The sequence below is a fragment of the Streptomyces sp. P3 genome (assembly GCF_003032475.1).
Lineage (GTDB): Bacteria > Actinomycetota > Actinomycetes > Streptomycetales > Streptomycetaceae > Streptomyces.
Genome location: NZ_CP028369.1, coordinates 4,868,642 through 4,890,870 on the forward strand (window position 1 = coordinate 4,868,642; position 22,229 = coordinate 4,890,870).

Below are 22,229 nucleotides of genomic sequence, written 5' to 3' on the forward strand. Positions count from 1 at the left end.
CTCACTGTGAGGTTACGCAGCGTGATTCTTCTGCGTCAAGCCGAATGGTCCACACCGACTCTTCCGTGGTATCGATGGCCGACTGGGCCAAGAGGGTGATCAGGGGCGCCCCTCGGGCCTGGTACCGTGGATGGCGCAAATCCGACGTCCTTTAAGGTCCGTCCCGTGAGGCGGAGAAGGAGGTCCGTTTCTTATGGACAAGCAGGACACCCAGCAGGATCCCCGGCAAACCGATGCCCGGCCCGTACTCGAGGGCCCCGACATCGCGCGCGTGCTGACCCGCATCGCCCACGAGATCGTCGAACGCGCCAAGGGCGCCGACGACGTGGTGCTGCTCGGCATTCCGACCCGCGGCGTCTTCCTCGCCCGGCGGCTCGCCGACAAGCTGGAGGAGATCACCGACCGCAAGGTTCCGGTCGGCTCCCTCGACATCACCATGTACCGCGACGACCTGCGCATGCACCCGCCGCGTGCGCTGGCCCGCACCGAGATCCCCGGTGACGGCCTGGACGGCAGACTGGTCGTCCTCGTCGACGACGTGCTCTTCTCCGGCCGCACCATCCGCGCCGCCCTCGACGCCCTGAACGACCTCGGGCGCCCGCGCGCGGTCCAGCTCGCGGTCCTCGTCGACCGCGGCCACCGGGAACTGCCCATCCGCGCCGACTACGTCGGCAAGAACCTCCCCACGTCGTTGCGGGAGACGGTCAAGGTCCAGCTCGCCGAGGAGGACGGTCGCGACACCGTGCTGCTCGGTGTGAAGCAGACCGCCCAGCAGTAGCACGCGCACGTGCGGCCCTTCGCCGCGCGTCGTGCAGCCGTGCCCCTGCACGCCCGTGATCTCCCCATGTCTGAACTGCCTTACGGAGCCTGACAGATGCAGCGTCATCTCATCTCGGCCGCCGACCTCACCCGCGACGACGCCGTCCTGATCCTCGACACCGCCGAGGAGATGGCCCGGGTCGCCGACCGGCCCATCAAGAAACTGCCGACCCTGCGCGGCCGCACGATCGTCAACCTGTTCTTCGAGGACTCCACGCGCACGCGCATCTCCTTCGAGGCGGCCGAGAAGCGCCTCTCCGCGGACGTCATCAACTTCTCCGCCAAGGGATCGAGCGTCTCCAAGGGCGAGTCCCTGAAGGACACCGCGCAGACCCTGGAGGCGATGGGCGTCGACGCGGTCGTCATCCGGCACGGCGCCTCCGGCGCGCCCTACCGCCTGGCCACGTCGGGCTGGATCGACGCGGTCGTCGTCAACGCGGGGGACGGCACCCACCAGCACCCCACCCAGGCCCTCCTGGACGCCTTCACCATGCGCCGCCGACTGGTCGGCCGGGACGCCGGGATCGGCCAGGACCTCTCCGGCAGGCGCATCACGATCGTCGGCGACGTGCTGCACAGCCGGGTCGCCCGCTCCAACGTCGACCTGCTGCACACGCTCGGCGCCGAGGTCACCCTGGTCGCCCCGCCCACCCTGGTGCCGGTCGGCATCGAGACCTGGCCCTGCGAGGTGTCGTACGACCTCGACAGCACGCTGCCCAAGTCCGACGCGGTGATGATGCTGCGCGTGCAGCGCGAGCGGATGAACGCCGCGTTCTTCCCGACGGAGCGCGAGTACTCGCGGCGCTACGGCCTCGACGGCGACCGGATGGCGCGGATGCCCGAGCACGCGATCGTGATGCACCCCGGCCCGATGGTCCGCGGCATGGAGATCACCGCCGAGGTGGCCGACTCCGAGCGCTGCACCGTCGTCGAGCAGGTCGCCAACGGCGTGTCCATCCGGATGGCCGTCCTCTACCTGCTCCTGGGCGGCAACGAACCCGCCGTCAGCCACGCCCGTACCACCGAGGAGAAGTAAGCACATGAGCAAGATCCTGATCCGCGGTGCGAAGGTGCTCGGCGGCGAGCCGCAGGACGTCCTGATCGACGGTTCCACGATCGCCGAGGTGGGCACGGGTCTGAGCGCCGAGGGCGCCGAGGTCGTCGAGGCCGCGGGCAAGGTGCTGCTGCCGGGCCTGGTCGACCTGCACACCCATCTGCGCGAGCCGGGCCGCGAGGACTCCGAGACGGTGCTGACGGGCACCCGCGCGGCCGCTTCCGGCGGCTACACAGCCGTCTTCGCCATGGCCAACACCTTCCCGGTCGCCGACACCGCCGGCGTGGTCGAGCAGGTCTACCGGCTCGGGCAGGAGCACGGCTACTGCGACGTGCAGCCCATCGGCGCCGTCACCGTCGGCCTCGAAGGCCGCAAACTCGCCGAGCTGGGCGCCATGCACGAGTCCGCCGCGGGCGTCACCGTCTTCTCCGACGACGGCAAGTGCGTCGACGACGCGGTGATCATGCGCCGGGCCCTGGAGTACGTGAAGGCCTTCGGCGGAGTCGTCGCCCAGCACGCGCAGGAGCCGAGGCTGACCGAGGGCGCCCAGATGAACGAGGGCGTGGTCTCCGCCGAGCTGGGGCTGGGCGGCTGGCCGGCGGTCGCCGAGGAGTCGATCATCGCCCGGGACGTGCTGCTCGCCGAGCACGTGGGCTCCCGCGTCCACATCTGCCACCTGTCCACCGCCGGGTCGGTCGAGATCGTCCGCTGGGCCAAGTCCCGCGGCATCGACGTCACCGCCGAGGTCACCCCGCACCACCTGCTCCTCACGGACGAGCTGGTCCGCTCGTACAACCCGGTCTACAAGGTGAACCCGCCGCTGCGGACCGAGAAGGACGTGCTGGCCCTGCGCGAGGCCCTCGCCGACGGCACCATCGACATCGTCGCCACCGACCACGCCCCCCACCCGCACGAGGACAAGGACTGCGAGTGGGCCGCGGCCGCCATGGGCATGGTCGGCCTGGAGACCGCGCTGTCGGTGGTCCAGGAGACGATGGTGGAGACGGGCCTGCTCGACTGGGCCGGGGTCGCGAGCCGGATGTCCTTCAAGCCCGCCCTCATCGGGCGGGCGACCGGTCACGGCCGCCCCGTCTCGGCAGGTGAGCCCGCCAACCTCACGCTCGTCGACACCGAATACCGTGGGTCCGTGGACCCCGCGGGCTTCGCCTCGCGCAGCCGGAACACCCCGTACGAGGGTCGCGAGCTGCCGGGCCGTGTCACGCACACGTGGCTCCGGGGCAAGGCCACGCTCGTCGACGGGAAGCTCACGTGACATCTGCACTACTGCTCGCGGCCGAGAAGGAATCGGCCCAAGTGACCGACTGGGCCGCCCGGGCCGGCTGGGTGGTCGGCCTCGGACTGTTCGTCGCGCTCGTGTACTGGCTGATGCGTGAGGGCTGGAAGTGGCGCGGCACGCTCCAGGGAGACCTGCCCGAGATCCCCACCGCGCCGGACGAGCCCGGTCCGGTGAGACTGAGCATGAGCGGCCGCTACCACGGCTCCACCACCGCCGGGCAGTGGCTCGACCGCATCGTGGCGCACGGCCTCGGCGCCCGCAGCCGGGTCGAGCTCACCCTGACGGACGCGGGACTCGACGTCGTGCGCCCCGGCGCGAGCGACTTCTTCGTCCCGGCCGCCGCACTGCGCGAGGCGCTGCTCGGCAAGGGCATCGCCGGCAAGGTCCTCACCGAGGGCGGACTGCTCGTGGTGACCTGGGCGCACGGCGACAGGCTGATCGACTCCGGCTTCCGCTCGGACCACGCGGCCGAGCACGGCGCATGGGTCGACGCCATCAACTCCATGATCAAGAACGACACGACGGAAGGCGCACGATGACGACCTCCACCAGGGGAGCCGCCAAGGCTCCCGCCGTACTCGTCCTGGAGGACGGCCGCATCTTCCGCGGTCGTGCCTACGGGGCCGTGGGGGAGACCTTCGGCGAAGCGGTGTTCTCCACCGGCATGACCGGCTACCAGGAGACCCTGACCGACCCGTCGTACGACCGCCAGATCGTCGTCGCGACCGCCCCGCAGATCGGCAACACCGGCTGGAACGACGAGGACGACGAGTCCGGCCGCATCTGGGTCTCCGGCTACGTCGTACGCGACCCCGCGCGCGTGCCCTCCAACTGGCGCGCCAGGCGCTCCCTGGACGACGAACTGGTCGCCCAGGGGATCGTCGGCATCTGCGGCATCGACACCCGCGCCCTCACCCGCCACCTGCGCGAGGGCGGCTCGATGCGGGCCGGCGTCTTCTCCGGCGAGGCGATCGCCCCGGACGCCGAGCTCCTCGCGCGCGTGCAGGCCCAGCCGCACATGAAGGGCGCGAGCCTGTACGAGGAGGTCGCCACCAAGGTGGCCTACGTGGTGCCCGCGGTCGGCGAGAAGCGCTTCACCGTGGCCGCCGTCGACCTCGGCATCAAGGGCATGACCCCGCACCGCATGGCCGAGCGCGGCATCGAGGTGCACGTACTGCCCGCGACGGCCTCGGCGGACGAGGTGTACGCCGTCGACCCCGACGGGGTGTTCTTCTCCAACGGCCCGGGCGACCCGGCCACCGCCGACGGTCCCGTCGCGCTCATGACCGAGGTGCTGGAGCGCCGGACGCCGCTGTTCGGCATCTGCTTCGGCAACCAGATCCTCGGCCGCGCTCTCGGCTTCGGCACCTACAAGCTGAAGTACGGCCACCGCGGCATCAACCAGCCGGTCCAGGACCGGACGACCGGCAAGGTCGAGGTCACCGCGCACAACCACGGCTTCGCCGTGGACGCGCCGCTCGACAAGGTCAGCGAGACGAGGTTCGGCCGCGCCGAGGTCTCGCACGTCTGCCTCAACGACGACGTCGTGGAGGGGCTGCAGCTGCTCGACCAGCCGGCCTTCTCCGTCCAGTACCACCCCGAAGCGGCAGCGGGCCCGCACGACGCCGCCTACCTGTTCGACCGCTTCGTATCCCTGATGGAGGGCCAGCGTGCCTAAGCGCACCGATATCCAGTCCGTCCTGGTCATCGGCTCCGGCCCGATCGTCATCGGCCAGGCCGCCGAGTTCGACTACTCCGGCACCCAGGCGTGCCGCATCCTGCGCGCCGAGGGCCTGCGGGTGATCCTGGTCAACTCCAACCCGGCGACGATCATGACCGACCCGGAGATCGCCGACGCCACCTACGTCGAACCGATCACCCCGGAGTTCGTCGAGAAGATCATCGCCAAGGAGCGGCCCGACGCCCTGCTGCCGACGCTCGGCGGCCAGACCGCCCTGAACACCGCGATCTCCATGCACGAGCAGGGTGTGCTGGAGAAATACGGTGTCGAGCTGATCGGCGCCAACGTCGAGGCGATCAACAAGGGCGAGGACCGCGACCTCTTCAAGGGCGTCGTCGAAGCCGTCCGCGCGAAGATCGGGCACGGCGAGTCCGCCCGGTCCGTGATCTGCCACTCCATGGACGACGTCATCGCCGGCGTCGAGACCCTCGGCGGCTACCCCGTCGTCGTGCGCCCCTCCTTCACCATGGGCGGCGCCGGCTCCGGTTTCGCCCACGACGAGGAGGAGCTGCGCCGCATCGCCGGCCAGGGCCTCACCCTCTCGCCGACCACCGAGGTGCTCCTGGAGGAGTCCATCCTCGGCTGGAAGGAGTACGAGCTGGAGCTCATGCGCGACAAGCACGACAACGTCGTGGTCGTCTGCTCCATCGAGAACTTCGACCCCATGGGCGTGCACACCGGCGACTCGATCACCGTCGCTCCCGCGATGACGCTGACCGACCGCGAGTACCAGGTGCTGCGCGACGTCGGTATCGCGATCATCCGCGAGGTCGGCGTGGACACCGGCGGCTGCAACATCCAGTTCGCGGTGAACCCCGAGGACGGCCGCGTCATCGTCATCGAGATGAACCCGCGCGTGTCTCGCTCGTCGGCCCTCGCCTCGAAGGCGACCGGGTTCCCGATCGCCAAGATCGCGGCCAAGCTCGCCGTCGGCTACACCCTCGACGAGATCCCCAACGACATCACGCAGGAGACGCCGGCCTCCTTCGAGCCGACGCTCGACTACGTGGTCGTCAAGGCCCCGCGCTTCGCCTTCGAGAAGTTCCCGTCGGCCGACTCCACCCTCACGACCACCATGAAGTCGGTCGGCGAGGCCATGGCCATCGGCCGCAACTTCACGGAGGCCTTCCAGAAGGCGCTGCGCTCGCTGGAGAAGAAGGGCAGCCAGTTCACGTTCGTCGGAGAGCCCGGTGACAAGGACGAGCTGCTGCGGGAGTCCGTCCGGCCCACCGACGGCCGGATCAACACGGTCATGCAGGCCATCCGCGCGGGCGCGACCCCCGAGGAGATCTTCGAGTTCACGAAGATCGACCCCTGGTTCGTCGACCAGCTCTTCCTCATCAAGGAGATCGCCGACGAGCTCGCCGCAGCCGACCGCCTGGACGACGGCCTGCTCATCGAGGCCAAGCGGCACGGGTTCTCCGACCACCAGATCGCCGAGATCCGCGGGCTGCGCGAGGACGTCGTGCGCGAGGTCCGGCACGCCCTTGGTGTGCGCCCCGTCTACAAGACGGTCGACACCTGTGCCGCGGAGTTCGCCGCGAAGACGCCGTACTTCTACTCCTCCTACGACGAGGAGAACGAGGTCGCGCCCCGCGAGAAGCCCGCGGTGATCATCCTGGGCTCCGGCCCCAACCGCATCGGCCAGGGCATCGAGTTCGACTACTCCTGCGTCCACGCCTCCTTCGCGCTGTCCGACGCCGGATACGAGACCGTGATGGTCAACTGCAACCCGGAGACCGTCTCCACCGACTACGACACCTCCGACCGCCTGTACTTCGAGCCGCTGACGCTCGAGGACGTGCTGGAGATCGTCCACGCGGAGGCGCAGGCAGGTCCGATCGCCGGCGTCGTCGTGCAGCTCGGCGGGCAGACCCCGCTGGGTCTGGCCCAGGCCCTGAAGGACAACGGCGTGCCGATCGTCGGCACGCCTCCGGAGGCCATCCACGCGGCCGAGGACCGTGGCGCCTTCGGGCGCGTACTCGCCGAGGCCGGTCTCCCGGCTCCCAAGCACGGCACCGCCACCACCTTCACCGAGGCCAAGGCCATCGCCGACGAGATCGGCTACCCGGTCCTCGTCCGGCCCTCCTACGTCCTCGGCGGCCGCGGCATGGAGATCGTCTACGACGAGACCCGGCTGTCCTCGTACATCGCCGAGTCGACCGAGATCAGCCCCACCCGGCCGGTCCTCGTCGACCGCTTCCTCGACGATGCCATCGAGATCGACGTCGACGCGCTCTACGACGGCGACGAGCTGTACCTCGGCGGCGTGATGGAGCACATCGAGGAGGCCGGCATCCACTCCGGCGACTCGGCGTGCGCCCTTCCCCCCATCACCCTGGGCGGCTTCGACATCAAGCGCCTGCGCGCCTCCACCGAGGCGATCGCCAAGGGTGTCGGCGTGCGCGGACTGATCAACATCCAGTTCGCGATGGCCGGCGACATCCTCTACGTCCTCGAGGCCAACCCGCGCGCGTCCCGCACCGTGCCCTTCACCTCGAAGGCGACCGCGGTACCGCTGGCGAAGGCCGCCGCCCGCATCTCGCTCGGCGCGACCATCGCCGAACTGCGCGCCGAGGGGCTGCTTCCGGCGACCGGCGACGGCGGCGAGCTGCCGCTGAACGCGCCGATCTCCGTCAAGGAGGCCGTGATGCCGTGGACCCGCTTCCGGGACACCTCCGGCCGCGGCGTCGACACCGTCCTCGGCCCGGAGATGCGCTCCACCGGCGAGGTCATGGGCATCGACTCCGTCTTCGGCACGGCGTACGCCAAGTCGCAGGCGGCCGCGTACGGTCCGCTGCCCACCAAGGGCCGCGCCTTCATCTCGGTCGCCAACCGGGACAAGCGCTCGATGATCTTCCCCGCGCGTGAGCTGGTCGCCCACGGCTTCGAACTGCTCGCCACCTCCGGCACGGCCGAGGTCCTCAAGCGCAACGGCATCAACGCCACCGTGGTGCGCAAGCAGTCAGAGGGCCCAGGTCCGGGCGGTGAGAAGACGATCGTCCAGCACATCCACGACGGCGACGTCGACCTCATCGTGAACACCCCGTACGGCACCGGCGGCCGGCTCGACGGCTACGAGATCCGTACGGCGGCCGTGGCGCGGTCCGTGCCGTGCCTGACGACGGTGCAGGCGCTCGCCGCGGCCGTCCAGGGCATCGACGCCCTCAACCGCGGGGACGTGGGCGTCCGCTCGCTCCAGGAACACGCGGAACACCTGACCGCGGCTCGCGACTAGCAGCTGAAGAGGGGGACACCGGAAACGGTGTCCCCCTCTTCATGAGGCCCCCTCGGCACGAGGCCCACGCTCCACGGGGCTCACCAGGCTCTCCGAAGGACACCTGAGACATGTACAAGCTCTTCTTCCGTCTGGTCTTCACCCGGATGGACCCCGAGAACGCCCACCACCTGGCCTTCCGCTGGATCCGTCTCGCCGCCCGAGTGCCGGTGCTGCGCACGTTCCTCGCGGCGGCGCTGGCGCCCCGGTACCGGGAGCTGCGCACCGAGGCCTTCGGGCTGCGCATGCACGGCCCGTTCGGGCTCGCGGCCGGCTTCGACAAGAACGCCGTCGCGATCGACGGGATGTCGATGCTGGGCTTCGACCACGTCGAGATCGGCACGGTCACCGGCGAGGCCCAGACCGGCAACCCCAGGAAGCGGCTGTTCCGGCTCGTGCGGGACCGCGCGCTCATCAACCGGATGGGCTTCAACAACGACGGCTCGCTGGCCGTAGCCGCGCGCCTGGCCTCCCGTACGCCCGTCTTCAGGCCCGTCGTCGGCGTCAACATCGGCAAGACCAAGGTCGTACCGGAGGAGGACGCCGTCGGCGACTACGTGAAGTCGGCCGAGCGGCTCGCGCCGTACGCCGACTATTTGGTCGTCAACGTGTCCTCGCCGAACACGCCGGGGCTGCGGAACCTGCAGGCCACCGAGGCGCTGCGGCCGCTGCTGAGCGCCGTGCGCGAGGCCGCCGACCGTGCGGTCACCGCGCGCCGTGTCCCGCTGCTGGTGAAGATCGCCCCGGACCTCGCCGACGAGGACGTGGACGCGGTCGCCGACCTTGCCGTGGAGCTCGGTCTGGACGGGATCATCGCCACGAACACCACCATCGCCCGCGAGGGTCTCGGCCTGACGTCCGATCCCTCCCTGGTGAAGGAGACCGGCGGCCTGTCCGGAGCGCCCCTCAAGGCGCGCTCCCTGGAGGTGCTGCGTCGCCTCTACGCGCGCGTGGGAGACCGCGTGACGCTGGTCGGCGTCGGCGGCGTGGAGAACGCCGAGGACGCATGGCAGCGCATCCTGGCCGGCGCGACCCTGGTGCAGGGGTACAGCGCCTTCGTCTACCAGGGACCCTTCTGGGGCCGCGCCGTCCACAAGGGCCTCGCCGCCCGCCTGCGGACGAGCCCCTACGCCACTCTCGCCGACGCGGTCGGCGCCGACGTGAGGAAGACGGCATGACGACGGAACCCTTCGGCGCGCGTCTGCGGCGGGCGATGGACGAACGCGGTCCGCTGTGCGTCGGCATCGACCCGCACGCCTCCCTGCTCGCCGAGTGGGGTCTGAACGACGACGTCGCAGGTCTGGAGCGGTTCAGCCGCACGGTCGTCGAGGCGACGGCCGACCGGGTCGCCCTGCTGAAGCCGCAGAGCGCCTTCTTCGAGCGGTTCGGCTCGCGCGGGGTGGCCGTCCTGGAGAAGACGGTGCAGGAGGCGCGGGCGGCGGGCGCCCTGGTCGTCATGGACGCCAAGCGCGGCGACATCGGGTCGACCATGGCCGCCTACGCCGAGTCGTTCCTGCACAAGGACGCTCCGCTGTTCTCCGACGCTCTCACCGTCTCCCCCTACCTCGGCTACGGATCGCTCTCGCCGGCGGTCGTGCTGGCCCGGGAGAGCGGCGCCGGGCTGTTCGTCCTGGCGCTGACCTCCAACCCGGAGGGCGGCGAGGTCCAGCACGCGGTGCGGGCGGACGGGCGCGACGTGGGCGCGACGATGCTGGCGCACCTGGCCGCCGAGAACGTGGGGGAGGAGCCCCTGGGCTCCTTCGGCGCGGTCGTCGGGGCCACGCTGGGCGACCTCTCGACGTACGACCTGGACATCAACGGTCCGCTCCTCGCGCCCGGCGTCGGCGCCCAGGGGGCGACGCCGGCCGACCTTCCCGGGGTCTTCGGGTCCGCGGTGCGCAACGTCGTTCCGAACGTGAGCCGGGGGGTGCTGCGCCATGGTCCCGGCGTCGTCGCTCTGCGTGACGCGGTGGAGCGGTTCGCGTACGAGGTCCGGACCGCCGTGACCGCCGCCTGAGGGCCGCCCGGAGGGCGTCGGCCGCCCGACCGGGGGTTCGACGGGGCGGCTCCGGGGCGACTTGAGTCTGGATACATCCTCAAATCAGGGGCAGTATGTCTTAAATGTCCGGCCCTGTAGAGGCTGACCAGGACTTTTCCTCTGTTCTCGCTGACTCTGGCGGAGTTGGCCGCTAGTCTCCGACGGAGAGTGAACGGGCAGCGCGTGTTGCTCGTATCTCACCAGGTGTGGGGCCACTAGGTTCCTCACCGGTCCGTATCCGACAGTTCGACATCCGAGGTGACGTAGGCGTGGCTCTTCCGCCCCTTACCCCCGAACAGCGCGCAGCCGCGCTCGAAAAGGCCGCCGCGGCTCGCCGGGAGCGGGCCGAGGTCAAGAATCGACTGAAGCACTCCGGCGCCTCCCTTCACGAGGTCATCAAGCAGGGTCAGGAAAACGACGTCATCGGCAAGATGAAGGTCTCCGCCCTCCTGGAGTCGCTCCCGGGCGTGGGCAAAGTCCGCGCCAAGCAGATCATGGAGCGGCTCGGCATCTCCGAGAGTCGTCGCGTGCGCGGCCTCGGCTCCAACCAGATCGCTTCCCTGGAGCGTGAGTTCGGCAGCACCGGCTCCTGATCCCCGGGTCCTGCCGGAAGGGAGTCCCGGGCACTCCGGGATTGCTGGAATAATCGCTGCATGGCAGTAAACCTCCGGGGGACGACCCCCGAACCCCCGGACGCACGTCCGCGGCTGACCGTGCTCTCCGGCCCCTCAGGGGTCGGCAAGAGCACGGTCGTCGCTCATATGCGCAAGGAACACCCCGAGGTCTGGCTCTCGGTGTCGGCGACGACCCGCAAACCCCGGCCCGGCGAGCGGCACGGCGTCCACTACTTCTTCGTCACCGACGACGAGATGGACAAGCTGATCGCCAACGGCGAGCTGCTGGAGTGGGCCGAGTTCGCCGGCAACCGCTACGGAACTCCGCGCGCCGCCGTGCTGGAGCGCCTGGAGTCGGGCGAGCCCGTGCTCCTGGAGATCGATCTGCAGGGCGCCCGCCAGGTCCGCGAGTCCATGTCCGAGGCCCGGCTGGTGTTCCTGGCCCCTCCCTCGTGGGACGAGCTGGTGCGCAGGCTCACCGGGCGGGGCACCGAACCGCCCGAGGTGATCGAGCGCCGTCTGGAGGCGGCGAAGATCGAACTCGCGGCCGAGCCGGAGTTCGACGTGACCCTGGTCAACACCTCCGTCGAGGACGTGGCGCGCGAGCTGCTAGCCTTGATGGATGTTGTGTGATCACGAATCTGTGATCATGACCTATTTTTTCCCATCCATCGGAAGGTAGAGCGTGTCCTCTTCCATCTCCGCGCCCGAGGGCATCATCAACCCGCCGATCGACGAGCTCCTCGAGGCCACCGACTCGAAGTACAGCCTCGTGATCTACGCGGCCAAGCGGGCGCGCCAGATCAACGCGTACTACTCGCAGCTCGGCGAGGGCCTCCTCGAGTACGTCGGTCCGCTCGTCGACACCCACGTCCACGAGAAGCCGCTGTCGATCGCCCTGCGCGAGATCAACGCCGGTCTGCTGACGTCCGAGGCCGTCGAGGGCCCTGCGCAGTAGTATTTTCGGCTCACCGTGGGTTTTTCCACAGGCCCGGCAGCGCGACTGCCGGGCCTGTGGTGTGTGATGGACCCGTACGCCGGGAGCCGCGGCGTACCCGCGCCGAGGTCCGGGGAGAAACGGTGGACAAGCCGAAGGTCGTTCTGGGGGTCAGCGGCGGCATCGCCGCGTACAAGGCCTGCGAGCTGCTGCGCAGACTGACGGAGTCGGGCCATGACGTACGTGTCGTGCCCACCGCGTCCGCGCTGCACTTCGTCGGCGCCGCCACCTGGTCCGCCCTCTCCGGCCACCCCGTCTCCACGGAGGTCTGGCAGGACGTCCACGAGGTTCCGCATGTCCGCATCGGCCAGCACGCCGACCTGGTGGTCGTCGCCCCCGCCACGGCGGACATGCTCGCCAAGGCCGCCCACGGCCTCGCCGACGACCTCCTCACCAACACGCTCCTCACCGCCCGCTGTCCGGTCGTCTTCGCCCCGGCGATGCACACCGAGATGTGGGAGCACGCGGCCACCCAGGAGAACGTGGCGACACTGCGCCGCCGGGGCGCCCTCGTGATCGAGCCGGCCGTCGGGCGCCTCACCGGCGTCGACACCGGCAAGGGCCGGCTGCCCGACCCGGCCGAGATCTTCGAGGTCTGCCGCCGGGTGCTGGCCAGAGGCGTGCGGGAGCCCGACCTGACCGGCCGGCACGTGGTGATCAGTGCCGGCGGCACCCGCGAGCCCCTCGACCCGGTCCGCTTCCTCGGCAACCGCTCCTCCGGCAAGCAGGGGTACGCCCTGGCCCGCACCGCCGCCGCCCGCGGCGCCCGCGTCACGCTGATAGCGGCCAACACCGGGCTGCCCGACCCCGCGGGGGTCGACGTGGTCCCGGTGGGCACGGCAGTGCAGCTGCGGGAGGCGGTCCTCAAGGCCGCGGCCGACGCCGACGCGGTCGTCATGGCCGCCGCGGTGGCCGACTTCCGGCCGCGGGACTACGCGGCCGGCAAGATCAAGAAGAAGGACGGCGAGGAGCCCGCCCCGGTCGTCCTGGTGCGAAATCCGGACATCCTCGCGGAGCTGTCCACCGACCGGGCGCGCCCCAACCAGGTGGTTGTCGGCTTCGCCGCCGAGACCGACGACGTCCTGGCGAACGGCCGGACGAAGCTGCGGCGCAAAGGCTGCGACCTGCTCGTGGTGAACGAGGTGGGGGAGCGCAGGACGTTCGGATCCGAGGAGAACGAGGCCGTCGTGCTGGGGGCCGACGGCACCGAAACCCCCGTGGCCCACGGTCCGAAGGAGGCCCTGGCAGACATCGTGTGGGACCTGGTGGCACAGCGACTCGGCTGACCGTCCGGCGCGCCCGCGAGCATGCCCGGTCCGGCCGGATTCGGGTCCGCGTCCCCTGGCCAAGGGCGGCGGGCATTCGGCAGAATGCCCGTGCCGCAGGTCACAGCGCTCCCGAGAGGCGAGACGGGTGGGCCGGTGGCGGGGCACGACCGATAAACTGTTCTCGGACGACGCCGGGCGCAGCTCCTGTCGCGTCCGCCAATGATCAGCCAGCAGCCGCTGCAACCCCAGGGAGCGTTGTGTCCCGTCGCCTGTTCACTTCGGAGTCTGTGACCGAGGGTCACCCCGACAAGATCGCTGACCAGATCAGCGACACCATCCTCGACGCGTTGCTGCGTGAGGACCCGGCCTCCCGGGTCGCCGTCGAGACCCTGATCACGACCGGTCTGGTGCACGTGGCCGGTGAGGTCACCACCAAGGCCTACGCGCCGATCCCCCAGCTGGTGCGCGACAAGATCCTCGAGATCGGCTACGACTCCTCCAAGAAGGGCTTCGACGGCGCGTCCTGTGGTGTCTCGGTGTCCATCGGCGCGCAGTCCGCGGACATCGCCCAGGGCGTGGACACGGCGTACGAGTCCCGGGTCGAGGGCGACGAGGACGAGCTGGACCGTCAGGGCGCCGGTGACCAGGGCCTGATGTTCGGCTACGCGTCCGACGAGACGCCGACCCTGATGCCGCTGCCGATCTTCCTGGCGCACCGGCTGTCGAAGCGGCTGTCGGACGTCCGCAAGAACGGGACCATCCCCTACCTGCGTCCGGACGGCAAGACCCAGGTCACCATCGAGTACGACGGCGACAAGGCGGTCCGGCTGGACACCGTGGTCGTGTCCTCGCAGCACGCCTCGGACATCGACCTGGAGTCGCTGCTGGCTCCCGACATCCGTGAGTTCGTCGTGGAGCCGGAGCTGAAGGCGCTCCTGGACGACGGCATCAAGCTCGACACCGACAACTACCGTCTGCTGGTGAACCCGACCGGCCGCTTCGAGATCGGCGGCCCGATGGGCGACGCCGGCCTCACCGGCCGCAAGATCATCATTGACACCTACGGCGGCTTCGCCCGTCACGGCGGTGGCGCCTTCTCGGGCAAGGACCCGTCCAAGGTCGACCGTTCGGCCGCGTACGCGATGCGCTGGGTGGCGAAGAACGTGGTGGCGGCGGGTCTGGCGGCCCGCTGCGAGGTCCAGGTCGCCTACGCGATCGGCAAGGCCGAGCCGGTCGGCCTGTTCGTCGAGACCTTCGGCACCGCCAAGGTCGACGTCGAGAAGATCGAGAAGGCCATCGACGACGTCTTCGACCTCCGCCCGGCCGCGATCATCCGCGATCTCGACCTGCTGCGCCCGATCTACGCCCAGACCGCCGCGTACGGCCACTTCGGCCGCGAGCTGCCCGACTTCACGTGGGAGCGCACCGACCGCGTGGACGCACTGCGCAAGGCCGCCGGCCTGTAGCACTCGGTCGCCCCGGTGACTCGCGAGGCCCGGCTCTCCCCTGGAGGGCCGGGCCTCGACGCGTCTCGGGAGAGGGCGACAAGGGCGAAAGGCGGCCTCGCGGCAGTGGGCGTGGTCTCCTCAGGCCGGTGATCTTCCGTGCTAAGGCCGCGGCTGCCGCGGTGGAGGCCGGCCCTGGGCGTGCGGTGCAGCGGGCAGGACCCGTGCCGCGGCCCGCCTGATCCGGGAAGGACGACTTCGGGGCGCCTTCGGGGCGTCCGCCGTTGTCGGTGGCGTTTGGTAAGAATGCAGGTGTGAGCAGCGAGAACGGGCAGGGGGGCGGGGGTGCGGCCGGGGAGGGCGCGCCGCCGGAGCAGCTCGCGCTGATCCGGGAGAGCGTCCGGCAGGCCAAGGCGCCGCGGGCCAAGCCCCGGACCTGGCGGGGAGCCGCGCTGGCAGAGGAGTTGCCGGTCGCGCGGGTGCTCGTCGACAAGGGCGTGCTGCACCTGGACCGGTACTTCGACTACGCGGTGCCGGCCGAACTGGACGCCGACGCCCAGCCGGGGGTGCGGGTGCGGGTCCGCTTCGGCGCGGGGCGCGGGCGGGTTCGGGAGGGGCGCCGCGAGGGCGGGGGCCTCATCGACGGCTTCCTCGTCGAGCGGCGTGCCGCGTCCGACTACTCCGGGCCGCTCGCGGCGCTCGCCCAGGTGGTGTCGCCCGAACGGGTGCTGAGCCAGGAGCTGCTGGGGCTGGCTCGTGCCGTGGCCGACCGGTACGCCGGGAGCCTGGCCGACGTGCTGCAGCTCGCCGTCCCGCCGCGCAACGCCCGGGCCGAACAGCGGCCCTCGCCCGCTCCGTTGCCGCCGCCCGCCCCGCCGACGCCCGGTTCCTGGGACAGGTACGAGCGCGGTGGCGCGTTTCTCGAGTCCCTGGCGTCCGGCGGTGCGCCGCGCGCGGTGTGGAACGCGCTGCCCGGGCCCGAGTGGAGCGAGGAGCTGGCGCGGGCGGTCGCCGCGACACTCGCCTCGGGACGCGGAGCGCTGGTCGTCGTCCCCGACGGACGGGCCGCCGCCCGGGTCGACGCCGCACTGACGGTCTCGCTGGGGGAGGGCCGGCATGCGCTGCTCACCGCGGACGCCGGTCCCGAGAAGCGGTACCGGGAGTGGCTGGCCGTGCGGCGCGGGTCCGTGCGGGCGGTCGTCGGGACCCGTGCCGCGATGTTCGCGCCCGTCCAGGACCTCGGGCTGCTGGCCCTGTGGGACGACGGGGACGACAGCCACAGCGAGCTGCACGCGCCGCAGCCCCACGCGCGGGAGGTGCTGCTGCTGAGGGCGGCTCAGGACGGGTGCGGCTTTCTGATGGGCGGCTGGAGCTGCACCGTGGAGGGCGCCCAGCTCGTCGAGAGCGGGTGGGCCCGGCCGTTGGTCGCCCCGCGGGAGCGGGTGCGGCGCACGGCTCCGCTGGTGCGGACCGTGGGCGACCAGGATCTCGCCCGGGACGAGGCGGCCCGGGCCGCCCGGTTGCCCACCCTCGCCTGGCAGGCCGTCCGGGAGGGGCTCAGGACCGGACCGGTGCTGGTGCAGGTGCCCCGGCGCGGTTACGTGCCGCGGATGGCCTGTGCGCAGTGCCGGGCCGCCGCCCGGTGCCGGCACTGTTGCGGACCGCTCGAGGCGCGGGACGGCGGCGCGGGCGGCTCCCTGTGGTGCGGTTGGTGCGGCCGCGAGGAGGGCGCCTGGCACTGTCCCGAATGCGGCTCGTTCCGGCTTCGGGCTCAGGTCGTGGGTGCGCGGCGGACGGCCGAGGAGCTGGGGCGGGCGTTTCCCGCCGTCCCGGTGCGCACATCGGGGCGTGAGCACGTCCTTGACACCGTGCCGGGGGCGCCCGCGCTCGTGGTGTCCACGCCGGGCGCCGAGCCGGTCGCCGAGGGCGGGTACGCGGCGGCCCTCCTGCTGGACGGCTGGGCGATGCTGAGCCGGCCCGACCTGCGGGCCGGGGAGGACGCGTTGCGGCGCTGGGTCGCCGCCGCCGCCCTGGTACGGCCGCAGGGCGACGGCGGGACGGTGGTCGTGGTCGCCGAGCCGACGTTGCGTCCGGTGCAGGCACTGGTGCGTTGGGATCCCGTGGGACACGCCGTGCGGGAGCTCGCCGAGCGGGCCGAGCTGGGTTTTCCGCCGGTGTCGCGGATGGCGGCGGTGTCGGGGACGGCGGAGGCGGTCACCGGGTTCCTCGCCGCCGTCGACCTGCCCGGCGAGGCGGAGGTGCTGGGGCCGGTCCCGGTTCCGGCCGAGCCTGCCGGGCGGCCCCGCCGTCCGGGGACGCCGCCGCCGGGGGAGCAGTGGGAGCGCGCGCTGATCCGGGTCCCGCCGGGGAGCGGAGCCGCACTGGCCGCCGCGTTGAAGGCGGCGCAGGCGGCGCGGATGGCCCGGACGGGCGGGACGGGGCGTTCCGGGAGGGGCACGGAGGAAGCCGTCCGGGTGCGCATCGATCCGCCGGACATCGGGTGAGGCTCGCCTGCGGCGGGGGCCGGGAATGTGCGGGTCGATCCGGGTGACGGTCCCTGGGGGCTGCACCCCCGGGCCCCGCTTTCGGCCCTGAGGGGGCCTCGTCCTCGAACGCCGGACGGGCTGAAATGGCACGGCCGGGGCGTGGTCGGCCGGGTCGGTCGGGTGGGGATGGGCCGGCGCGGCCGGCTTTTCGGGGACGACCGGGACGCTCGTCGAAGCGGGGTGGTGGCGGGGGGTGTGCGTCTGCCCTCTCGGAGGGGGCCGAGAGGGCAGGGAGGGGTGGGGGAGTCGGGGTGGTCGCGTCAGCCGTTGCGGGGGCCGGGAAAGGCGGTCGGTCTCGCCTCGTCGCGCAGGGACGGGCTGCCCGCCGTCGGCTGGGTCGGCATCGAGCGGGCGGCCGGAACGGTGGGAACGGTGGGGATGCTCGTGGTCACGCCGACCGGGCGCGCGCCGGCCGGCTCCGTCGGCCGCTCCGCCTCGGCGGTGGCCGCCTGGGCGGCGGCTGCGCGCCGGGCGCCGTATCGACGGTGCACCGCCTGCTTGGTGACCCCGAGCGCGGAGCCCACCGCGTCCCACGAGAAGCCCAGCGAACGGTCGAAGTCCACCGCCGCGGTCACCAGGGTCTCGACGCTGTCCCGCAGTTCCTGCGCGAGGCGGACCGTCGGGGCGGGGGCGCGTCCGTAGACGACGAAGCCCGTCGAGGGGCCGGAGCGGCGGGGGCGGTAGACGTTGCCCAGCTGCGCGGTGAGGGTGCGCAGTGCGTCCACCTGCCGGCGGACGCGCTCGATGTCCCGCACCAGCAAGTGCAGGCTGGCCCGGGCCTGGGCGTCGTGGGTTGCATGGTCGGCCATGAACAAGCCTCTCGAACCGGCGTTGAAGAAGGTGTGTCAACTCTTTCTTGACCAACGCGGGTCCGCTCCCCTGGTCACGGTGTGGGGGCGTATGGGCATATGCGTACGCCCCCGTCGGGACACGGGTGGGCGGCCGTCCCGGGGCGGGTTCCGGGGTTTCGTGGGCGGCATAAACTTGTGCGTTGCCCGTCGTTCGTCCTTTCGAGAGGCATCGCCCACTCATGAAGCTGGTCTTCGCCGGTACCCCCGAGGTCGCCGTTCCCGCCCTGGACGCTCTCCTCGCCTCAGGGCGGCACGAGGTGGCCGCTGTCGTCACGCGGCCCGACGCGCCGTCCGGGCGGGGACGCAGGCTGGTCGCCTCGCCCGTGGCCCAGCGGGCCGAGGAGGCCGGCATCGAGGTGCTGAAGCCCGTCAGGCCGCGGGAGCCGGAGTTCCTGGAGCGGCTGCGGCAGATCGCGCCCGACTGCTGTCCCGTCGTGGCCTACGGGGCGTTGCTGCCCCGGGTGGCGCTGGACATCCCGGCGCGCGGGTGGGTCAACCTGCACTTCTCGCTGCTGCCCGCCTGGCGCGGCGCGGCTCCGGTGCAGCACGCCGTCATGGCCGGGGACGAGATCACCGGCGCCTCCACCTTCCTCATCGAGGAGGGGCTCGACTCCGGGCCGGTGTACGGGACGGTCACGGAGGAGATCCGCCCCACCGACACCAGCGGCGATCTGCTCACCCGGCTCGCCTTCGCCGGGAGCGGACTGCTCGCCGCGACGATGGACGGTATCGAGGACGGCACCCTGAAGGCCGTGCCGCAGCCCGGGGACGGGATCACCCTCGCACCGAAGATCACCGTCGAGGACGCCCAGGTCGACTGGACCGCACCGGCCCTGCGCGTCGACCGCGTGGTGCGGGGCTGCACCCCGGCTCCCGGGGCGTGGACCACCTTCCGGGGCGAGCGGCTCAAGCTCATCCAGGTCCAGCCCGTCCCCGCGCGGACCGACCTCGCTCCGGGCGCGCTCGCCGTCGGCAAGAACAGCGTGCACGTCGGCACCGGTTCGTACGCCGTCGAGCTGCTGTGGGTGCAGGCGCAGGGGAAGAAGCCCATGCGGGCCGCCGACTGGGCGCGGGGTGTCCGGATCGGGGACGCGGAGGCCGTCGGGCTGTAGCGCCGGCCGCCGACGTACGCTGGACGCACCTTTCGCCACCGTCCGTTCCCCCCTCGGCGCGACTTCCCGGACCCCACCTCCCCGGCGCGGCGCGCTTGCCCGAGCCTTCGCCCTCGATGTCCCTCTCGACGCACCTTCCCTTCTGTCACCCGGAGCACCTTTCCCGTGAGCGAGCAGCCCCAACGTCCCCGTAAGCCGGGCAAGCCCTACCGCCGGCCCCAGAAGGACCCCGTCCGTCTGCTGGCCTTCGAGGCCCTGCGTGCCGTGGACGAACGGGACGCGTACGCCAACCTCGTGCTGCCGCCGCTGCTGCGCAAGGCACGCGAGAAGGAGGGGCCCGAGAAGTTCGACGCGCGTGACGCCGCCCTCGCCACCGAGCTGGTCTACGGGACGCTGCGTCGGCAGGGGACGTACGACGCCGTCATCTCCGCGTGCGTCGACCGGCCGTTGCGCGAGGTGGATCCGCCGGTCCTCGACGTCCTGAGCCTCGGTGTGCACCAGTTGCTGGGGACGCGCATCCCGACCCACGCGGCGGTGTCCGCCTCGGTGGACCTCGCGCGGGTCGTGCTCGGCGACGGGCGCGCCAAGTTCGTCAACGCAGTGCTGCGCAAGGTCGCCCAGCACGACCTGGACGAGTGGATCGAGAAGGTCGCACCGCCCTACGACGACGACCCCGAGGACCATCTCGCCGTGGTGCACTCGCACCCGCGCTGGGTGGTCTCCGCGCTGTGGGACTCCCTGGGCGGCGGGCGGGCCGGCATCGAGGACCTGCTGGAGGCCGACAACGAGCGGCCCGAGGTGACGCTCGTCGCCCGGCCCGGGCGCGCCACGACCGAGGAGCTCCTCCGGGAGGACGCGGCGGTCGCCGGGCGCTGGTCGCCGTACGCCGTGCGGCTCACCGAGGGCGGCGAGCCCGGCGCCATCGACGCCGTACGGGACGGGCGGGCGGGGGTGCAGGACGAGGGCAGCCAGCTCGTGGCGCTCGCCCTGGCCGCCGCGCCGCTCGACGGGCCCGACACCAGGTGGCTGGACGGCTGTGCCGGACCCGGCGGCAAGGCCGCGCTGCTCGCCGCTCTCGCCGCCGAGCGGGGGGCCGCCCTGCTCGCTGCCGAGAAGCAGCCGCACCGGGCGGGGCTGGTCGCCAGGGCCCTGACCGGAAATCCCGGGCCCTGGCAGGTCATCGCCGCCGACGGCACGCGTCCGCCGTGGCGGCCCGGGTCGTTCGACCGGGTGCTGATGGACGTGCCGTGCACGGGTCTCGGCGCGCTGCGCAGGCGGCCCGAGGCGCGGTGGCGGCGCCGGCCGGAGGACCTCGACGGGTTCGCCCCGCTGCAGCGCGGGCTGCTGCGGACCGCGCTGGAGTCCGTCCGGGTCGGCGGTGTGGTCGGGTACGCCACCTGCTCGCCGCATCTCGCCGAGACCCGGGCCGTGGTGTCCGACGTCCTCAAGCAGTACCCGCGGGCCGAGCTGATCGACGCGCGGCCGCTGCTGCCGGGCGTCCCGGCGCTGGGCGAGGGACCGGACGTCCAGCTGTGGCCGCATCTGCACGGCACCGACGCCATGTACCTGGCCTTGATCAGGAAGACGGGCTGAGCCGCGCGAGAGTCGTGCGCAGGGCCGGCCGCGGGCCGTGAAGGGACCATGCGGAAGGCCGGTCGCACACCTGTGGTGTGCGGCCGGCCTTTTTCAGCGAGGGTGCCCCGTCGGGGTCAGTCCGTGCCGAACTCCATCGCCGCGCGGTCCAGCAGCGCGTCGTCCTCGGAGACCTCGCCGCGGGACGCGATCGCCTCGGCGCCGCCCTCCGGCATCTCCGGCATGGTGCCGATGAGGCCGGTCGCGGCCGCCTGCGCCGCGCCGATGGCGGGGCTGCCGGTGCCGATCAGGCCGAGGCCGGCGTACTGCTCCAGCTTGGCCCGGGAGTCGGCGATGTCCAGGTTGCGCATGGTGAGCTGGCCGATCCGGTCCACCGGGCCGAACGCGGAGTCCTCGGTGCGCTCCATGGACAGCTTGTCCGGGTGGTAGCTGAACGCCGGGCCGGTGGTGTCGAGGAGCGAGTAGTCCTCGCCGCGCCGCAGCCGCAGGGTCACCTCGCCGGTGACGGCCGCGCCGACCCAGCGCTGGAGCGACTCGCGGATCATCAGCGCCTGCGGGTCCAGCCAGCGGCCCTCGTACATGAGGCGGCCGAGGCGCCGGCCCTCGTTGTGGTACTGGGCGACGGTGTCCTCGTTGTGGATCGCGTTGACCAGGCGCTCGTAGGCCGCGTGCAGCAGGGCCATGCCGGGCGCCTCGTAGATGCCGCGGCTCTTGGCCTCGATGATGCGGTTCTCGATCTGGTCCGACATGCCGAGGCCGTGCCGGCCGCCGATGGCGTTGGCCTCCATCACCAGGTCGACGGGGGAGGCGAACTCCTTGCCGTTGATCGTCACCGGGCGGCCCTGGTCGAAGCCGATCGTCACGTCCTCGGCGGCGATGTCCACCGACGGGTCCCAGAACCGCACGCCCATGATGGGCTCGACGGTCTCGACGCCGGTGTCCAGGTGCTCCAGGGTCTTGGCCTCGTGGGTGGCGCCCCAGATGTTGGCGTCGGTGGAGTACGCCTTCTCCGTGCTGTCCCGGTAGGGCAGGTCGTGGGCGACGAGCCACTCCGACATTTCCTTGCGGCCGCCGAGCTCGGTCACGAAGTCCGCGTCCAGCCAGGGCTTGTAGATCCGCAGGTGCGGGTTGGCGAGCAGGCCGTAGCGGTAGAACCGCTCGATGTCGTTGCCCTTGAAGGTCGAGCCGTCGCCCCAGATCTGGACGTCGTCCTCGAGCATCGCCCGGACCAGGAGGGTGCCGGTGACGGCGCGGCCGAGCGGGGTGGTGTTGAAGTAGGAGCGCCCGCCCGAGCGGATGTGGAACGCCCCGCAGGTGAGCGCGGCAAGGCCCTCCTCGACCAGTGCGGCGCGGCAGTCGACCAGGCGCGCGATCTCCGCGCCGTAGGTCTTCGCGCGACCGGGCACCGAGGCGATGTCGGGCTCGTCGTACTGACCGATGTCGGCGGTGTAGGTGCACGGGACGGCGCCCTTGTCGCGCATCCACGCGACCGCGACGGAGGTGTCGAGCCCGCCGGAGAAGGCGATGCCGACGCGCTCGCCGGCGGGAAGGGAGGTGAGGACCTTGGACATAGGAAG

General features: G+C 71.8%; 18 protein-coding genes. 16 read left to right on the forward strand and 2 right to left on the reverse strand.

Annotated features, from left to right (window positions below; all coding sequences use genetic code 11):
• Positions 1-193 precede the first annotated feature (193 nt).
• From pyrR to C6376_RS22035, 14 genes are all read left to right on the forward strand, one after another.
• On the forward strand, positions 194-778 hold the full coding sequence (pyrR, locus tag C6376_RS21970) for a bifunctional pyr operon transcriptional regulator/uracil phosphoribosyltransferase PyrR (protein WP_107445000.1): 585 nt from the start codon (positions 194-196) through the stop codon (positions 776-778).
• A 96-nt stretch (positions 779-874) separates the two neighbouring features.
• Complete coding sequence (locus tag C6376_RS21975; RefSeq protein WP_107445001.1) at positions 875-1,855, forward strand: aspartate carbamoyltransferase catalytic subunit; 981 nt, start codon at positions 875-877, stop codon at positions 1,853-1,855.
• Between the two features lie 4 nt (positions 1,856-1,859).
• A complete protein-coding gene (locus C6376_RS21980) occupies positions 1,860-3,146 on the forward strand; it encodes a dihydroorotase (RefSeq protein WP_107445002.1) in 1,287 nt (428 codons plus the stop codon).
• The gene (locus C6376_RS21985; protein WP_107445003.1) at positions 3,143-3,709 is read left to right on the forward strand and encodes a hypothetical protein; all 567 of its coding nucleotides are present in this window, start codon (positions 3,143-3,145) and stop codon (positions 3,707-3,709) included. Before C6376_RS21980 ends, C6376_RS21985 begins: the two co-directional genes overlap by 4 nt.
• The gene (gene carA, locus C6376_RS21990; RefSeq protein ID WP_107445004.1) at positions 3,706-4,848 is read left to right on the forward strand and encodes a glutamine-hydrolyzing carbamoyl-phosphate synthase small subunit; all 1,143 of its coding nucleotides are present in this window, start codon (positions 3,706-3,708) and stop codon (positions 4,846-4,848) included. Before C6376_RS21985 ends, carA begins: the two co-directional genes overlap by 4 nt.
• Positions 4,841-8,149: a carbamoyl-phosphate synthase large subunit gene (carB, locus tag C6376_RS21995; protein ID WP_107445005.1), complete on the forward strand. Its 3,309-nt coding sequence runs from the start codon at positions 4,841-4,843 to the stop codon at positions 8,147-8,149. Before carA ends, carB begins: the two co-directional genes overlap by 8 nt.
• A 110-nt stretch (positions 8,150-8,259) precedes the next feature.
• Positions 8,260-9,366 (forward strand): quinone-dependent dihydroorotate dehydrogenase, encoded by a 1,107-nt coding sequence (locus C6376_RS22000; RefSeq protein WP_107445006.1) that lies wholly within the window; start codon positions 8,260-8,262, stop codon positions 9,364-9,366.
• Positions 9,363-10,205, forward strand: coding sequence for an orotidine-5'-phosphate decarboxylase (pyrF, locus tag C6376_RS22005; protein WP_107445007.1), 843 nt, complete (start codon positions 9,363-9,365; stop codon positions 10,203-10,205). Before C6376_RS22000 ends, pyrF begins: the two co-directional genes overlap by 4 nt.
• A gap of 290 nt (positions 10,206-10,495) precedes the next feature.
• Positions 10,496-10,819 carry an integration host factor gene (locus C6376_RS22010; protein ID WP_003977346.1) on the forward strand — a complete coding sequence of 108 codons (324 nt, stop codon included), beginning with the start codon at positions 10,496-10,498 and terminating at the stop codon, positions 10,817-10,819.
• Between the two features lie 60 nt (positions 10,820-10,879).
• Positions 10,880-11,473: a guanylate kinase gene (gene gmk, locus C6376_RS22015; RefSeq protein ID WP_107445008.1), complete on the forward strand. Its 594-nt coding sequence runs from the start codon at positions 10,880-10,882 to the stop codon at positions 11,471-11,473.
• A 52-nt stretch (positions 11,474-11,525) separates the two neighbouring features.
• Positions 11,526-11,798: a DNA-directed RNA polymerase subunit omega gene (gene rpoZ / locus C6376_RS22020; protein WP_003988945.1), complete on the forward strand. Its 273-nt coding sequence runs from the start codon at positions 11,526-11,528 to the stop codon at positions 11,796-11,798.
• Positions 11,799-11,920: 122 nt separating this feature from the next.
• Positions 11,921-13,123, forward strand: a complete 1,203-nt coding sequence (gene coaBC / locus C6376_RS22025) for a bifunctional phosphopantothenoylcysteine decarboxylase/phosphopantothenate--cysteine ligase CoaBC (RefSeq protein ID WP_107445009.1) — start codon at positions 11,921-11,923, stop codon at positions 13,121-13,123.
• Positions 13,124-13,362: 239 nt separating this feature from the next.
• Positions 13,363-14,571, forward strand: coding sequence for a methionine adenosyltransferase (gene metK, locus C6376_RS22030; RefSeq protein WP_107445010.1), 1,209 nt, complete (start codon positions 13,363-13,365; stop codon positions 14,569-14,571).
• Positions 14,572-14,864: 293 nt separating this feature from the next.
• Positions 14,865-17,054: a primosomal protein N' gene (locus C6376_RS22035; protein WP_107445011.1), complete on the forward strand. Its 2,190-nt coding sequence runs from the start codon at positions 14,865-14,867 to the stop codon at positions 17,052-17,054.
• Positions 17,055-17,356: 302 nt separating this feature from the next.
• Here the strand turns inward: C6376_RS22035 and C6376_RS22040 are convergent, their stop codons facing one another.
• Positions 17,357-17,905, reverse strand: coding sequence for a hypothetical protein (locus tag C6376_RS22040; RefSeq protein WP_107449099.1), 549 nt, complete (start codon positions 17,903-17,905; stop codon positions 17,357-17,359).
• Positions 17,906-18,126: 221 nt separating this feature from the next.
• Here C6376_RS22040 and fmt point away from each other — a divergent pair, with 221 nt between their 5' ends.
• Positions 18,127-19,059, forward strand: coding sequence for a methionyl-tRNA formyltransferase (gene fmt / locus C6376_RS22045; protein WP_107445012.1), 933 nt, complete (start codon positions 18,127-18,129; stop codon positions 19,057-19,059).
• 165 nt (positions 19,060-19,224) lie between these two features.
• Positions 19,225-20,652, forward strand: coding sequence for an RsmB/NOP family class I SAM-dependent RNA methyltransferase (locus tag C6376_RS22050; RefSeq protein ID WP_107445013.1), 1,428 nt, complete (start codon positions 19,225-19,227; stop codon positions 20,650-20,652).
• 116 nt (positions 20,653-20,768) lie between these two features.
• Here C6376_RS22050 and argG read toward each other — a convergent pair whose 3' ends face one another.
• The gene (argG, locus tag C6376_RS22055; protein WP_107445014.1) at positions 20,769-22,223 is read right to left on the reverse strand and encodes an argininosuccinate synthase; all 1,455 of its coding nucleotides are present in this window, start codon (positions 22,221-22,223) and stop codon (positions 20,769-20,771) included.
• Between the last annotated feature and the right edge of the window lie 6 nt (positions 22,224-22,229).